Raw genomic sequence first — 14,788 nt, 5'->3', positions numbered from 1 at the left:
GCGGCGGTGCCGTGGGTGCGGAAATGCCATTGCGGGAAGCCGATTCACAGCACCAGCTCCGCCACATTGGCGGCCCAAGGATTGAGCTCGACCCCGAGGAATTGGTGTGGATCGACGGTGATGAGGGGGGCGGTATCTCCCAGCTCGTCGAGCAGGGTGACGACCTCGCCCTCCAGCCGCTTCATCGCTTCAGCGCCATGTAGAGGAAATTTGCCCGAGCCGCAGGCAAGGTCGAGCACGCGCACCGAGCAGAGCTTGACGTGGAAATCGCGGGCGGTTTCGCGCGCATCGTCGGGCTTGCCGTCGGCCAGCAGGCGCTGCACCGCGGTTTGCACGTCGCGCCAGTCGTCACGCAGCGGCTCGACGACCGTCGGCGTCACCAGCCGCTCGACATAGGCGCGGGGGGGTGTAATGCGCGCCGAGCTTGTGCCGCTCGCGCGGGTTGAGCGCGCGTTCGAGCAGGGTGCCGAAGATCGCGGGCTCGATCTCCCGCCAATCGGCCTCCACCGCCTCGATCAGCAGGCCGAGTTCCACATCCTCGGCAACATCGCGAAGGGGCAGCGCATCAGGAAGAGGGCGACGGTCTACGGCTCGTGCCCCTGCCCCTCGAAACTGCGGCCGAGCGCGGCGAGGTGATGCGCGATCTCCCGCGTGACCTCGGCCGAGCGCAGCGCGGGGTCGAGGCTGAGCGGATCGGTCCAGATGGTGCGCAAGAGCTCGCGCGTCTTCTCGCGGCGCAGATCCTCCATCGAGATGCGGAAGCGGCTGCCGTCCGGAAACTGGTGATAGCCCTGGCCTTGGCGCGAGAAGTCGGCATAGAGCTCGATCGTGTGGCCCACGTCCACGACCATGAGGAAGTGCGGCCAACCGTCCTCCTTCGACACGGCGCGGGCGTAGCTGTCGGCCTGGTCGCGCGCCTAGAACATCGCCCCGTCGAAGGCGCGGCTGTCCCGCTGCCCGTGGCCCGTTTGCCTCGGGGCCTGCGCATCGGGGATCAGGGCAAGCTGCCGCTCGTCGGCCGGTTCTCCTGCGATCCCCTGCTTGGCTTCCAGCACGAAGCAGTCCCGACGGTAGAGGTCGATCCGCCCGCGCCGCTGCCGTCCGGTATGGGTGAAGGTGACGGGCTGCTCGAACCGGTATTCGTCATTCGCGCCGTCCGCGTCCGCGACCGGCTCCACATCCAGGAGGGCGTAAACTCGCCCGCGAAACTCTGGAAATTCGCCATCTCATTGCCGCCCGAGGCGCTCCAACGCGCGATGAACCCGTCAACATCGGTCGTCATTCGCAATCTCTCGTCGGCTCCGCCATCGCCTCACGGTAGGCAAGGCGCTTCACGTCCTCGCGAGCCGGTTTCGCGACTGGCGATCCCGGTTTGGCGCAGGGCCACAGGACCGCTCCCCCCACGGATCTTCGCGATGGATTTGCGACGGGTTGGCGGAGGCGGTGGGATTCGAACCCACGGTACGCTCTCACGCACGCCGGTTTTCAAGACCGGTGCCTTAAACCGCTCGGCCACACCTCCGTCGATCGGTCTCTAGCCCGTCGGGTTGGGCAGGTCCAGCGGCAGTCTTTTCATGTGCGGGCGCTTGCGGTAGTTTCGACGCAGACAAGGCTTCGACAGAAAGCCGCGGGCAGATGAGGATATCGGCATGATGGGCGGAATGTCTTGCTGGCATGTGGCTGCGGCGGTGGCCGTCGTGGCGCTCTCGGGGTGCGAGCAGATGGCCGCGTCGGGACCGGCCGCGACACCGGCCGCCGCGCCGGCGAGCACACCCCAGCAGATGTCGAGTGCAGGCCTCGTGCCGCGGCCCGACGTGTTCGCGCAGCGCGCGCTGGGCGCCTGGGACGGCGGACCATCGCTCGGCGGCCCCTGGATCGCACACCCCGCCGCCACGGGGGCCGAGCGGGTCGACGTCACCGATGTCGATACCGGGCGCAGCATCACCGCGGCCCTGTTCCGCCGGGGCAGCGATCAGGCCGGACCGCCCTTCCAGATCTCCGCCGATGCGGCGGTGGCGCTGGGAATCCAGCCGGGCGTGCCGGTTGAGCTCGACGTGGTCGCCTTGCGCCCCGGCACGGTCGTGGAGGCCACCGCGCCTGCCTCCGAACCGGCCGCAGACCCCGACCCTGCCGCCGAGGACGTGGTGGAAGCGACCCCGCCGCAAACGCCTCCGGTCGCGATCGCGCAGGAGCCTGCCGCCCCGCCGGTGGCCGTCGCGCCGCAACCCGTGGTGCCCGCGCCTGCCGCCACGCCGCCCGCCGCCCCCATCGACCGCCCCTTCGTCCAGGTCGGCACGTTCGGCGTCGCACAGAATGCCGAGGCGCTGGCCGCCGAGCTCGAACGGGACGGCCTGACCGTCCGCCTCGTGCCGTCGGGCAATCTCACCCGCGTGCTGGTCGGACCGGCAGCCAGCGAGGCCGAGCGCGACGCCGTCCAGGCCCGCCTGCGCGAGATGGGCTTTGCCGACACGCTGCCGGTCAACCCGTGACCCTGCCCTGAGTGGAGTATGTACTGTATGATGATCCGACTTCTGACACTTCTTCTGATCGCCGCCCTGCCCCTGCGGGCGCAGACGATCGACACCGCCGCCACCGCGGCGATGGTGATCGACCACGCGACCGGCGCGATCCTGATGGAAAAGAACGCCGATACGCCGGTGCCACCCGCCTCCATGTCAAAGCTGATGACGCTCAACATGCTGTTCGAGGCACTCGAGGAGGGCCGCATCGACCTCGACGACACCTTCCCGGTCAGCGAAAACGCGCATGGCTATCCCGGCTCGACCATGTTCCTCGAAACCCGCCACAACCCGACGGTGGAGGATCTGATCCGCGGCATCGTCGTCCTGTCGGGCAACGATGCCTGCATCGTGGTGGCCGAGCATCTGGCCGGGTCCGAGAGCGCCTTTGCCGACCGCATGACCGCGCGGGCGCGCGAGTTGGGGATGGAGGGCTCGACCTTCGCGAATTCCACCGGCTGGCCGGACGAAAACCAGCGGATGAGCGCGCGCGACCTCGTCTTCCTCGCCGACCGGATGCTGACCGAGTTCGGCGAGCACTATCACTACTTCGCCGAGCGGGAGTTCACCTGGAACGGCATCACCCAGCCCAACCGCAACCCGCTGCTCTACGCCTCGATCGGCGGTGACGGGCTCAAGACCGGCCATACCGAGGAAGCAGGCTACGGCCTCGTCGGCTCGGCCGAGCAGGACGGGCGCCGGGTCGTGTTCATGATCACCGGGCTCGACAGCACCGCAGCGCGCACGAACGAGAGCGAGCGCATCGCCGCTTGGGCCTTCCGCGAATTCGACAACGCCACCTTCTACGAGGAAGGCCAGACCGTTGCCGAGGCGGATATCTGGCTGGGCGACATGGCTTCCGTACCGCTCGTCGCCTCGCGCGACGTGATGGCGACGATGCCGGTGCGCGGGGCCGAGGACGTGACCGCCCGCGTCGTCTATGACGGCCCGATCGCCGCTCCGGTGGCCGAGGGCGACCACATCGCGGATCTCGAGATCGAGGTGCCGGGCATCGGTCCCGTGACCGTGCCGCTGCTGGCGGGGGCCGACGTGGCCGAGGGGGGCGCGATGACCCGTATCCTCGCCTCCAGCCGCATCATGGTGGGCCGGGCCTTCGCCGCGATCACCGGCGACGGCTGAGCGGCGGTGTTCGTCAGCTTCGAGGGGATCGACGGCTCGGGCAAATCCACGCAGGCGCGCCTGCTGGCCGATCACCTGCGCGACCAGGGCCGCGAGGTCGTCCTGACGCGGGAGCCGGGCGGCTCTCCGGGCGCGGAGGAGATCCGCGCCCTCGTCCTGCGCGGTGATCCCGGCCGCTGGTCGGCAGAGACCGAGATCCTGCTCTTCACCGCCGCGCGCCGGGACCATGTGGAACGGACGATCCGCCCCGCGCTCGACCGCGGCGCGACGGTGATCTGCGATCGCTTCGCCGATTCCACGCGGCTCTACCAGGGAATGAGCCGGGGCGACCTGCGAGAGACCGTGGACATGCTCCATACGCAGATGATCGGCATCGAACCCCACCTTACCTTCATCATCGAGATGGACCCCGAGGCGGCGCTGAGCCGTGCCCTTGCCCGCCGGACCGGCGAGGACCGGTTCGAAGACATGGGGCTCTCGATGCAGGCCCGCATGGCCGAGGGCTTCCGCGAAATCGCCGCGACCTTCCCCGACCGGTGCCGCCTGATCGACGGCGACCGCCCGGTCGAGGTCGTCGCCGCTGACATCGCGGGCCATTTCGCATGAGCGACGACGCCCTGCCCGAGCCGGATCGCGTCGAGGGCGCGCCGCATCCCCGCATGACCACGAGTCTGCACGGCCAGCACCATGCCGAGGATGCTTTTCTCGACGCCGCGAACGGCGGCCGCCTGCACCACGGCTGGCTCGTCACAGGCCCGCGCGGCGTGGGCAAGGCGACGCTGGCCTGGCGGATCGCCCGCTGGCTGATCTCCGGCGCGCCCGAGGGCTCCGGCCTCTACATGGATCCCGCCAACCCGGTCTTTCGCCGCATCGCCGCCTTGGGGGAACCGCGCGTCTTCCTTTGCCGCAGGCCGTGGGACGAGAAGACCAAAAAGCTGCGCACCGCCATCACGGTCGAGGAGATCCGCCGCCTAAAATCCTTTTTCACCATGAGTGCCGCCGATGGCGGCTGGCGCGTCGCCATCGTCGACGCGATGGACGACCTCAACGTTCAGGCCCAGAACGCGCTCCTCAAATTGCTGGAGGAGCCGCCGGAGCGTGTGGTCTTCCTGATGGTCTGCCACCAGCCCGGCCGCCTGCTGCCTACCATCCGCTCTCGCTGTCGCGAACTGCGCCTCGGCCCACTCGACCCTGCAGCGCTCGACAGCGCCATGATGGATGCGGGCTTCGCGCCCGAAGGGGCCGCGGCCCTCGCCGAGCTCAGTGTCGGATCGGCAGGCGAGGCGGTGCGGATGCTCGCCGATGACGGGCTGGAGATCTACGCATCCCTCGTCGCGCTCGCCGGGGGCGCCCCCAACATGGATCGCGGCGCCATCGCCCGGCTGGCGGAAGCCTGTGCGGCGCGCGGGGCCGAGACGCGCTACGACCTCACCGTCCGCCTGATCGCGCTGATGCTCACCCGCCTCGCCCGCCACGGCGCGACGCTCTCGCCACCGCCGGAGGCCGCGCAGGGCGAGGCCGCGATGCTCGCCCGCCTCGCCCCCGACCAGACCGCCGCCCTCGCTTGGGCCGAGCTGGCCGAGCGCTCATCCGCGCGTGTCGCACATGCGCGTGCGGTCAACCTTGACCCTGCCCAGGTCATCACCGATACCTTGCTGGCATTCGACGAGACCGCGCGCCGGTCAGCGAGGTAATCCATGCTCACCGACAGCCACTGCCATCTCGACTTTCCCGATTTCGAGGGCAGGCTGGACGAGACCATCGCCCGCGCAAGCGCGGCAGGTGTCACCCGCATGGTCAGCATCTGCACCAAGCGCGCCGCCCTGCCCGCCGTGCAGGCCATCGCCGAGGCGCATCCGCAGGTCTGGTTCGCCTACGGCATCCACCCGATGCGCGTGGCGGAGGAGCCGATGATCGAGGTGGACGAGCTGGTCGCCGCCGCCGCCCATCCGCGCATGGTCGGGATCGGGGAGACCGGGCTCGACTACCACTACACTGCCGACAGCGCCGAGGCCCAGCAGCAGAGCCTGCGCCTGCATATCGAGGCCTGCCGCCGCACCGGCCTGCCTCTCATCATCCACAGCCGCGACGCCGACGAGGACATGGCCCGCATCCTGAGCGAGGAACACACCGCAGGCGCCTATGACTGCGTCATGCACTGCTTCTCCTCGGGCGCCGAATTGGCGCAGACCGCGCTCGACCTCGGGTTCTACCTCTCCATGTCGGGCATCGCGACCTTCCCCAAATCGGGAAGCTTGCGCGACATCTTCGCCGCCGCGCCGCTCGACCGCATCCTGGTCGAGACCGACAGCCCCTACCTCGCGCCCGTCCCCCATCGCGGCAAGCGTAACGAGCCTGCCTACACCGCGCATACCGCCGCCACGGGTGCGGAGATCTTCGGCCTTACGCTCGACGAATTCGCCGCCGCGACCGAGGCGAATTTCGCGCGCCTGTTCCCGAAGGCCGCCTGATGGCCCGGCTGGTCTTCACCATCCTCGGCTGCGGCTCCTCGGGCGGGGTGCCGCGCCTCGGCGGACACTGGGGCGCCTGCGATCCCGACGAGCCCCGCAACCGCCGCCGCCGCTGTTCCCTGCTGATCGAGCGGGAGGATGCTGGCGGAACCACGCGCATCCTCGTCGACACCTCGCCCGACATGCGCGCGCAGCTGCTCGACGCAGGCGTCGGCACGCTCGACGCCGTGGTCTACACGCACGAGCACGCGGATCACGTCCACGGGCTCGACGACCTGCGCATGATCGTCTTCAACACCCGCCAGCGCCTGCCGGTCTGGGCCGATGCCTCCTGCAGGCAGGCCCTTCTCGACCGCTTCGGCTACGCGTTCGAGACCCCCGAGGGCAGCCCCTACCCGCCGATCCTCGACCTGAACCTGATAGCGGGCCCGCTGCGCATCGATGGCGCGGGCGGCGAGGTCGAGGTCACGCCCTTCACGGTCAATCACGGCAGCATCGACGCGCTGGGCCTGCGCATCGCCGATTTCGCCTACCTGCCGGACGTGGCCGAGATGAACGACGCGGCCTGGGCCGCCATCGAAGGGCTCGACTGCTGGGTGGTGGACGCGCTGCGCTACAAGCCGCACCCGACCCATAGCCACGTCGGACAGACGCTCGACTGGATTGCCCGCGCCGCGCCGCGCCGCGCGGTGTTGACCAACATGCATATCGACATCGACTATGCGACCATCGCCGCCGACACGCCCGATCATATCATCCCCGCCCATGACGGACTGCGCATCGAGTACGACCTCTAGATGCTGGGCCTGATCGAGATTGTCCTGCCCGTCTTCCTGATCGTGGGCGCGGGCTATGCCGCGACGCGAGCCAAGCTGTTCAGCGATCCGGCGGCGGACGGGCTGATGGTCTTCACGCAAGGCTTCGCCATTCCCTGCCTGCTCTTCGCCGCCCTCGCGCGGCTCGATCTGGGCGCGGTATTCGACTGGCGGCTGCTCGTCAGCTTCTACACCGGCGCCGCGATCTGCTTCGCGCTGGGCGTCGTCGGAGCGCGGGTGATCTTCAAGCGCCGTCCAGGCGAGTCCGTGGCCGTCGGCTTCGGCGCACTGTTCTCCAATTCGGTGCTGCTGGGTCTGCCGATCATGGAGCGCGCCTACGGCACCGACGCCCTCGCCGCCAATTTCGCGATCATCGCGATCCACGCGCCCTTCTGCTACCTGCTCGGCATCACGACGATGGAGATCGTGCGTGCCGACGGAAAGGGTGCCGGGCATACCGTCAAGGCGGTGGGCCGCGCCATGTTCCGCAACTCGCTGATGATCGGCCTTGCGCTTGGCTTCGCGGTGAACCTCTCGGGGGTCGAGCTGCCCTCCCCGCTCTGGGCCGCGGTGGACCTGATGGTGCGCGCCGCCCTGCCCGCCGCGCTGTTCGGTCTGGGCGGCATCCTCACGCGCTACACCCTGTCGGCGCAGATCCCGCAGGCGGCGATGGTGGGCGTGCTGTCGCTGATCGTGCACCCCTCGATCGCCTGGGGGCTGTCGGTCCACGTCTTCGACCTGCCGATCGAGTTCGTCCGCGCCGCGGTCGTGACGGCGGCGATGGCGCCGGGGGTGAACACCTATGTCTTCGCCAATCTCTACGACCGGGCCAAGGGCGTCGCGGCGAGCGCGGTCCTGCTCTCGACCGCGCTATCCGTTCTCAGCGTCTCCGTCTGGCTCTGGGCGCTCTCCACGCTCTAGCCGGATCAGGTTCGACAGCCGCTCCGTCTCGCGCAGCAGGCCGCAATAGCGCCCGTCCGACACGCAATAGTCGTAGGACCCCATGTCGAGGTTCAGCGCCATGTCCGGCGCGCAGGCCCGTTGCAGGGCGACCGCCGCGGCGTGCAGCGTCAGGGGCTGCGCGCTCTGCCACAGGCCGAGGCCCTCCTCCGTCTCGAACAGCACCCGCCGGGTGAAGCGGGGCGCGCCGTCGACTGCGCGCAAATCCAGTTCTCCCTCGTCGATCAGCAAGTGGGACTGTAGCAGGCTCAGCCCCTCCTCTGCCGCACGCGCCGCCATCTCGGAGCGTCCACCGGCGCTGTCGATGCCGATCTCGTCGCGCCGGGTGATGGTGGCGCGCCCCTCCTCCACCAGCAGCACGCCGTCCATACGCGCGCCGTTGCGGTTGATGACCTCGCCGTCACGCAGCAGGAAGCCCACGGGCAAGTGCCCGCCCCCCTCGCGCTGCTCGGTCCCTGTATAGGCACCGGTCACGGTGATGCCTGCCGTATCGCTCAGCGGCTGGTCGTCGGGCAGCACCAGGATACTGGTCCGCGGCGCGGCGTCGAAGAACAGGACGCCGTCGTCCGAACAGGCAAACGCCGCGCTGGGAAGCAGCGCGGCGCAAAAGGCAACGATGTGGGTGGGTTTCATCCCGGAGACATTCCTCTCAGCCGTTCCGAACGGCGACGCAACAATTCTACAGTTGTAAGCAGCAGAACGGAGATGGCCACCAGAATCGTCGCCACCGCCAGGATCGTCGGGCTGATCTGCTCCCGCAGGCCGGTGAACATCTGCCAAGGCAGCGTCTGCTGATTGGCCGAGCCGATGAAGATCACCACCACCACCTCGTCGAAGGAGGTGATGAAGGCGAAGAGCCCGCCCGAGATCACGCCGGGCAGGATCAGCGGCATCTGCACTTTGAAGAAGGTCCGCACCGGCCCCGCCCCCATATTGGCCGAGGCGCGCGTCAGCGACTTGTCGAAGCCGACCAGCGTCGCCGTCACCGTGATGATGACGAACGGGATCCCGAGCGCGGCATGCGCCAGCACGATCTTCACATAGCCCACGAAGTTCTGGCTGAGGCCCAGATTGTCCTCCATCCAGTTGCCCATCTGCGAGTAGAAGAAGAACATCCCCGTGGCCGAGATGATCAGCGGCACGATCATCGGCGAGATCAGGATCGCCATGATCGCACCGCGGAACGGCACGTGGCTCTGGCTCAGCCCGATGGCGGCCAGTGTGCCGAAGCTGACCGCGAGGATTGTCGCGATCGGCGCGATGATGAAGCTGTTGCGCAAGGACGCCTGCCAGCCGTTGTCGGTGAAGAAATCGCGGTAGTGCTTGAGGCTGTAGCCGTCCGGGTCCAGCCGCAGCATCTCCGGCGTGAAGGTGAAGAAGTCCGTGGCGTTGAAGCTCAGCGGAATGATGATCAGGATCGGCAGGATCAGGAAGGCGAAGATCAGCCCGCAGATCGTGCGGAAGGAGTAGTACCAGACCTTCTGGCCCGTGGTCGCATATGCGGGAAGTGACATGGTTTACCCCAGCTTCACGTTGTCGATGCCGACGATCTTGTCATAGGTCCAGTAGAGCGCGAGCACGAGCACCAGCAGGATCGTCGCCAGCGCCGCCGCCAGACCCCAGTTCAGGCTCGACGAGATGTGGTAGTAGATCCGGTTCGAGATGAACGTGCCGTCCGTTCCGCCCACCAGTTCGGGCGTGATGTAGTAACCGATGGCGAGGATGAAGACGAGGATCGCCCCCGCTCCGATGCCCGGCACGCTCTGCGGGAAATAGACCCGCCAGAACGCCGTCCAGTCGGTCGCGCCCAGGCTCTTGGCCGCGCGCACATAGCTCGGCGGAATGGTCTTCATCACCGAATAGAGCGGCAGGATCATGAAGGGCAGCAGAATATGCGTCATCGCGATCACCGTGCCGGTCGCGTTGTTGATCAGTGCCAGCCGGCCCGCATTGTCGATCAGCCCGATCCAGACCAGCAGATCGTTGATGACCCCCTGCTGTTGCAGGATCACCTTCCAGGCCGATGTCCGCACCAGCAGCGAGGTCCAGAACGGCAGCAGCACCAGGATCAACAGCAGGTTGGCCGAGCGCGAGGGCAGGTTCGACAGCAGCCACGCGATCGGGTAGCCCAGCAGGAAGCAGGTGAAGGTGATCGTCACCGACAGTATGATCGTCCGCACGAAGAGCTTGACGTAGATCGCCGAAAACTCCGGCACCGCCTCGATCCCGTCGGGCGTACGACGCAGGTCCATCGCCGTCAGGAAATAACCTGCCGTGATCGGATCCGAATTGCTCTGGATCGTGAACCAGACCTCGGGGTCCAGCCAGTCCTCGTCGATATCGGCGAATTGCGGCGCCAGCGGCGCGCCCTCCTCGAACCGGCCCAGCCGCCGCTCGTTGGTCTTGCGAAACAGCGAGGACATGCCCGACTGCTCGTAGTTGAGGCGCGAGCCGAGCCGCGTGTGGATCTTCGCCTCGGTCGCGACCAGCATGTCCTCGTAGAGCGCCTCGAAGACCGGCTCGCCCGGTGCCTCGCCGCTGTCGTATTCCCAATCCTCCAGCGCCACGACCGTCTGCGGGATCGTGTTCGACACGATGTCGTTGTCGATCGAGCGCAGCAGCATGTTGCCGATCGGGATGATGAAGGTCACAAGGATGAACAGCAGCAGCGGCGCGACCAGCAGGAAGGCCCGGATCTTCTGCCGCCGCAGCGCGCGGCTCAGGCTCCGCTTCAGCGGCGTGCCATCGGCGGCGAGGACGGGGCCGTCCGCCTCGGCTGCGGCGAGACCCTTTTCCGGGGTCGGGGCGTCGATTGCGGTCATGGGCGCAGGCTCCGGTCAGATCATGGGATGGTCCGCGCGGGGGCCGCGCGGGCACATCGGGAAGGAAGGCCCCGCCGGGGGTCGTCCGTCGCGATGTGCGTGCGGTGTGGCACCGCGCCCCGAAAGGCGCGGCACCGATGGGTCGGGGAAGGCCCCGGATCAGGTCCGGGGCACGTTCCGCCTTATTGCAGCAGCCACGCCTGGAACTGCGCGTCCAGATCGTCGCGGTTGTCCGCCCACCAGTCATAGTTGAACAGGAAGGTGTTCTCGCTGTTCGCCGGATCGGTCGGCATGTGCGGTGCCATCTCGATGCCCAGCTCGGCATGGGTGGAGACCAGCGGCGCCGAGGAGGAACGCGCCGGACCGTAGGCGATGTACTTCGCCTGATCGGCCAGACGCTGGGTGTCGGTGGCGTAGCGCAGGAAGTCGAGCGCGCGCGCCTGACGCTCCTCGGGCAGGCCCGCGGGGATGATCCAGCCGTCCAGGTCGAACATCTGGTAGTCCCACAGCATCGCGACCGGCTGGTCCTGCTCCTCGATCACCGAGAACAGGCGACCGTTGTAGGTCGAGCCGATGACGATCTCGCCGTCGGCCAGCAGCTGCGGCGTCTCCGCACCGGCGGTCCACCAGATCGTCTGGTCCTTGATCTCGTCGAGCTTGGCGAAGGCGCGTGCGACGCCTTCCTCGGTCTCGAGCATGTCGTAGACATCCTCCAGCGCCACGCCGTCACAGATCAGCGCCCACTCCATGTTCGCGATCGGGCGACGCTCCAGCGCGCGCTGGCCGGGGAACTCGTCGGTGTTCCACACGTCGCAGACCTCGTCCGGGGTCGCGCCGTTCCACTCTTCCACATCCGTGCGGTAGCCGAAGGTGGTGGAGTAGACGATCTGCGGCACGAAGCAGTCGGAGACGATCAGGTCGCCGAAATCCTCGGACGCGGTCGAGCCGTCGTCGCCGTCGGCCAGCATCTCGTCATGGTCGATCTCCATGGCGAGGCCTTCGTCGCAGAGACGCATCGCGTCCGCCGCGACCACGTCCACCACGTCCCAGGTGATGTTGTCGGCCTCGGCCATCGCGCGCAGGCGCGCCACAGCTTCCGCCGAGGACTCGTCCCAGGTGAAGGACACGCCGGTCTCGGCCGCGTACGGCTCGGAATAGGCTTTCTGCTGCGAGTTCTGGTAGGCACCGCCCCAGCTGACGACGGTCAGGCTGTCGGCCATGTGCGCTTCGGCATAGGCCGCGCCGGACAATGCCATCGCGGAGGTTGCGCCGATCATCAAAGTCTTGAGTTTCATGTGATTTCCCTGTTTGCCCGGTTGTGGGTTCGTGTCCGCGAGGCGTCGGTCCGGGTGCCGTCGCTCGCGGGTGCCGCCGCGGGGGGCAGACCCCGCGGCCATCTCATCCGGCTTCGAGCGCGCGCGCATCCGTGGGCGCCCAGCCGATCTTGATCTTCTCGCCCGGCCGCAGCTTGCGCTGATCGCCCGAATTGCGCGATTTTATCACGAAATCCTCGTTGCCCGCGACACGAAGCCGTGTGCGGAAGATATCGCCCATGTAGATCCATTCCAGCACTTCGGCGTCGATGGTGTGCGCGTTGGCCGGCAGGCGCGCGTGGTCGATCTCCACCCGCTCGGGACGGATCGAGATCAGCGTGTCCTCGCCCGGCTTGCTCACGTTGATCGGGGCGGCGTCGATGATCTCGCCGCTCCCCAGCCGCACCTCGGCCACACCGTTCTCGATGCGCTCGACCTTGCCCGCCAGCGTGTTGTTCTCGCCGATGAACTGCGCGACGAAGCTGTTCTCGGGTCGCTCGTACAGATCCTCGGGCGGGGCGAGCTGCTGGATGCGCCCGTCATTGAACACCGCCACGCGGTCGGACATGGTCAGCGCCTCGCCCTGGTCGTGGGTCACGTAGACCACGGTGATGCCGAGTTGCTCGTGCAGATGCTTGATCTCGAACTGCATATGCTCGCGCAGCTGCTTGTCGAGCGCGCCCAGCGGCTCGTCCATCAGCACCAGTTCCGCGTCGAAGACCAGCGCGCGCGCCAGCGCGATCCGCTGCTGCTGACCGCCCGAAAGCTGCGCAGGACGCCGTCCGCCGAAGGCCCCCATCTGCACCATGTCGAGCGCGCGCTTCACCTTCGCCTCGCGCTCGTCCTTGCCCATCTTGCGCACTTCGAGCGGGAAGGCGAGGTTCTCGGCCACTGTCATGTGCGGGAACAGCGCGTAGTTCTGGAACACCATGCCGATCCCGCGCTTGTGCGGCGGGATGTTGTTAATGGGGCGTCCGTCCAGCTTGATCTCGCCATGCGTGGCGCTCTCGAAGCCCGCCAGCATCATCAGGCAGGTGGTCTTTCCCGATCCCGACGGACCCAGCATCGTCAGGAACTCGCCCCGCGCGATCGAGAGGTTGAGATCCTTCACCACGAGCGTTTCGCCGTCGTAGCTCTTCTGCACCCGGTCGAAGGTTACGAAGCCTTCCTTGGTTCCGCTGTCGCTCAATTCGCCATCCCTGATCTGCCGTCGCGGCCTCGCTATGCCGCGCTTTCGTGAGAGCCTAACGCGTCGCTTGCAGGATGCAACGATGGATCGCGGCTCCCTGCAATTGAGGCCATCGCCGGGCCATTCACGGCAGCCTGCGGGAAAATCGACCGGAAAAACCTACGATTGCGACCGGTCCGCCCGCGATTGCGACAAACGTGCCGCCGCGGCCACGGCCATCGAATAGCCCTCGGGCCCGAAACCCGCGATCACCCCGTCGGCCGCCAACGCGACATAGGACTGGTGCCGGAACGCCTCGCGCCGGTGCGGATTGGACAGGTGCAGCTCGATGATGGGCAGCCCGTCGCAGGTCCTGAGCGCGTCGAGCACCGCGACCGAGGTGTGGGTATAGGCAGCGGCATTGATGACGATCGCCGCCCCTTCGGCGCGTGCCGCGTGGATCAGCTCCACCAGACCGCCCTCCGAATTTGTCTGGTGGAAGGCGAGCGTGACGCCGGCCTCCTGCGCCGCCTCTTTGCAGCGCGCCTCCAGATCGGCGAGCGTGTCCGCGCCGTAGATCTGCGGCTCCCGCTCGCCCAGCAGGTTGAGGTTGGGTCCGTTCAGGACATGTACGCTCGGCATCTGCCACCCCATTCGTCGATTTGCCGCGCAGGCTGCGCGGTTTCGCGGCGATGCGCAACCATGCACGCATCTTTCAGCCCAGCCAGTCGATCATGACGGGATGATCGGGGTCACGCAGGATGTCGATGACGTCGAAATGGTGGCGCTCGGGCACGACATGCAGCGTCACCCGTTCCGCCGCTCCGCCCCACAGGGTGGCCAGCAGCCGCGACTGGCGCAGGAACTCGGGCCGCTCCTCGGCACCGACGCAGACCGTGACCGCGACATGGTCCAACGGCAGGTCGAGCGCGGGGCTCTCGCGCGCCGCCTCCTCCGCGTCCAGCCGCAACTCCGCCGCCATGCGCGTGTGCAGAAGGGGACGCAGGTCGTGCACGCCGCTGATCGTCAGCACGTTCGAGATCCGGTCGCGCAGGTCCGCGGCCAGCGGGCTGTCCCGTCCCGCCATGCGCGTGACGAGGTGCGCGCCCGCCGAGTGCCCGCTCAGCTGTATCGGTCCCGCGACCTCTTGCGCCGCGACCGCCACCGCCCGCGCGATCGACCGGGTGATCGCGCCGATGCGCGCCTCCGGCGCCAGCGGGTAGGACGGAACGGCGGTGGCGAAGCCCCCTGCCAGCGCGCCTTGCGCGAAATGCGACCAGGTCGCGCGGTCGAACGCCTTCCAGTAGCCGCCATGCACGAACAGGGCGAGTCCGCGCGCCGGGCCCTCCGGCATGAACAGATCCAATTCATCGCGCGGGTCGTCGCCGTGGCGCAGCGTCCGCATCCGACCCTCCGCCCGCATCCTGGCGCGATAGCCCTCCGCCTCCTTAGCCCATATCCCAGGGAAGGCATCACCACCCGCGATATGGGCACCGTTCGCATAGGCGTCATCCCAATCGGTGATGCGGCTCACCGGGATCACGCGCTCGGCCTCCGCGCCGACGGGAGATTTCATTTGA

17 protein-coding genes, 1 tRNA gene and 1 pseudogene are annotated in these 14,788 nt (G+C 67.9%); 7 read left to right on the top strand and 12 right to left on the bottom strand.

Annotated features, from left to right (window positions below; genetic code table 11):
* Positions 1 to 44: 44 nt before the first annotated feature.
* The 5 genes from RX333_RS10810 to RX333_RS10790 form a co-directional block, all read right to left on the bottom strand.
* Positions 45 to 380, bottom strand: a complete 336-nt coding sequence (locus RX333_RS10810; RefSeq protein ID WP_316014951.1) for a DNA methyltransferase — start codon at positions 378 to 380, stop codon at positions 45 to 47.
* The gene (locus RX333_RS10805) at positions 349 to 534 is read right to left on the bottom strand and encodes a type IIL restriction-modification enzyme MmeI (RefSeq protein WP_316014950.1); all 186 of its coding nucleotides are present in this window, start codon (positions 532 to 534) and stop codon (positions 349 to 351) included. Before RX333_RS10805 ends, RX333_RS10810 begins: the two co-directional genes overlap by 32 nt.
* A gap of 50 nt (positions 535 to 584) precedes the next feature.
* Entirely contained in the window at positions 585 to 884 is a 300-nt protein-coding gene (locus RX333_RS10800; protein ID WP_316014949.1) for a type IIL restriction-modification enzyme MmeI, read from the bottom strand.
* A gap of 33 nt (positions 885 to 917) precedes the next feature.
* Entirely contained in the window at positions 918 to 1,178 is a 261-nt protein-coding gene (locus RX333_RS10795; RefSeq protein WP_316014948.1) for a hypothetical protein, read from the bottom strand.
* Positions 1,179 to 1,432: 254 nt separating this feature from the next.
* Positions 1,433 to 1,522: transfer RNA gene (locus RX333_RS10790), tRNA-Ser, on the bottom strand.
* 130 nt (positions 1,523 to 1,652) lie between these two features.
* On the opposite strand from RX333_RS10790, the gene RX333_RS10785 reads away from it, so the two are divergent.
* From RX333_RS10785 to RX333_RS10755, 7 genes are read left to right on the top strand one after another with little or no spacing between them, the layout of a single operon-like run.
* A complete protein-coding gene (locus RX333_RS10785) occupies positions 1,653 to 2,489 on the top strand; it encodes an SPOR domain-containing protein (RefSeq protein WP_316014947.1) in 837 nt (278 codons plus the stop codon).
* Positions 2,490 to 2,519: 30 nt separating this feature from the next.
* Positions 2,520 to 3,659, top strand: a complete 1,140-nt coding sequence (locus RX333_RS10780) for a D-alanyl-D-alanine carboxypeptidase family protein (protein WP_316014946.1) — start codon at positions 2,520 to 2,522, stop codon at positions 3,657 to 3,659.
* 6 nt (positions 3,660 to 3,665) lie between these two features.
* Positions 3,666 to 4,265, top strand: a complete 600-nt coding sequence (gene tmk / locus RX333_RS10775) for a dTMP kinase (RefSeq protein ID WP_316014945.1) — start codon at positions 3,666 to 3,668, stop codon at positions 4,263 to 4,265.
* Entirely contained in the window at positions 4,262 to 5,353 is a 1,092-nt protein-coding gene (locus tag RX333_RS10770; protein ID WP_316014944.1) for a DNA polymerase III subunit delta', read from the top strand. Before tmk ends, RX333_RS10770 begins: the two co-directional genes overlap by 4 nt.
* A gap of 3 nt (positions 5,354 to 5,356) precedes the next feature.
* Positions 5,357 to 6,130, top strand: a complete 774-nt coding sequence (locus tag RX333_RS10765; protein WP_316014943.1) for a TatD family hydrolase — start codon at positions 5,357 to 5,359, stop codon at positions 6,128 to 6,130.
* A complete protein-coding gene (locus RX333_RS10760) occupies positions 6,130 to 6,927 on the top strand; it encodes an MBL fold metallo-hydrolase (protein WP_316014942.1) in 798 nt (265 codons plus the stop codon). Before RX333_RS10765 ends, RX333_RS10760 begins: the two co-directional genes overlap by 1 nt.
* Complete coding sequence (locus RX333_RS10755) at positions 6,928 to 7,866, top strand: AEC family transporter (RefSeq protein WP_316014941.1); 939 nt, start codon at positions 6,928 to 6,930, stop codon at positions 7,864 to 7,866.
* Here the strand turns inward: RX333_RS10755 and RX333_RS10750 are convergent.
* From RX333_RS10750 to RX333_RS10720, 7 genes and pseudogenes are all read right to left on the bottom strand, one after another.
* On the bottom strand, positions 7,816 to 8,538 hold the full coding sequence (locus RX333_RS10750; protein ID WP_316014940.1) for a hypothetical protein: 723 nt from the start codon (positions 8,536 to 8,538) through the stop codon (positions 7,816 to 7,818). The genes RX333_RS10755 and RX333_RS10750 overlap by 51 nt on opposite strands.
* Positions 8,535 to 9,392: pseudogene (locus RX333_RS10745) on the bottom strand (ABC transporter permease); the annotation flags it as partial. The gene RX333_RS10750 and the pseudogene RX333_RS10745, both read right to left, overlap by 4 nt.
* A gap of 30 nt (positions 9,393 to 9,422) precedes the next feature.
* Entirely contained in the window at positions 9,423 to 10,727 is a 1,305-nt protein-coding gene (locus RX333_RS10740; RefSeq protein WP_316014939.1) for an ABC transporter permease, read from the bottom strand.
* Between the two features lie 182 nt (positions 10,728 to 10,909).
* Entirely contained in the window at positions 10,910 to 12,022 is a 1,113-nt protein-coding gene (locus tag RX333_RS10735; protein WP_316014938.1) for an extracellular solute-binding protein, read from the bottom strand.
* A gap of 103 nt (positions 12,023 to 12,125) precedes the next feature.
* Entirely contained in the window at positions 12,126 to 13,229 is a 1,104-nt protein-coding gene (locus tag RX333_RS10730; RefSeq protein ID WP_316014937.1) for an ABC transporter ATP-binding protein, read from the bottom strand.
* 159 nt (positions 13,230 to 13,388) lie between these two features.
* On the bottom strand, positions 13,389 to 13,850 hold the full coding sequence (gene aroQ / locus RX333_RS10725) for a type II 3-dehydroquinate dehydratase (RefSeq protein WP_316014936.1): 462 nt from the start codon (positions 13,848 to 13,850) through the stop codon (positions 13,389 to 13,391).
* Between the two features lie 73 nt (positions 13,851 to 13,923).
* A complete protein-coding gene (locus RX333_RS10720) occupies positions 13,924 to 14,784 on the bottom strand; it encodes an alpha/beta hydrolase (RefSeq protein ID WP_316014935.1) in 861 nt (286 codons plus the stop codon).
* Positions 14,785 to 14,788: the final 4 nt, after the last annotated feature.

The organism is Roseobacter sp. HKCCA0434 (assembly GCF_032464675.1).
Taxonomy (GTDB): domain Bacteria; phylum Pseudomonadota; class Alphaproteobacteria; order Rhodobacterales; family Rhodobacteraceae; genus Pontivivens.
This window is presented reverse-complemented; position numbering and strand designations above follow the sequence as displayed.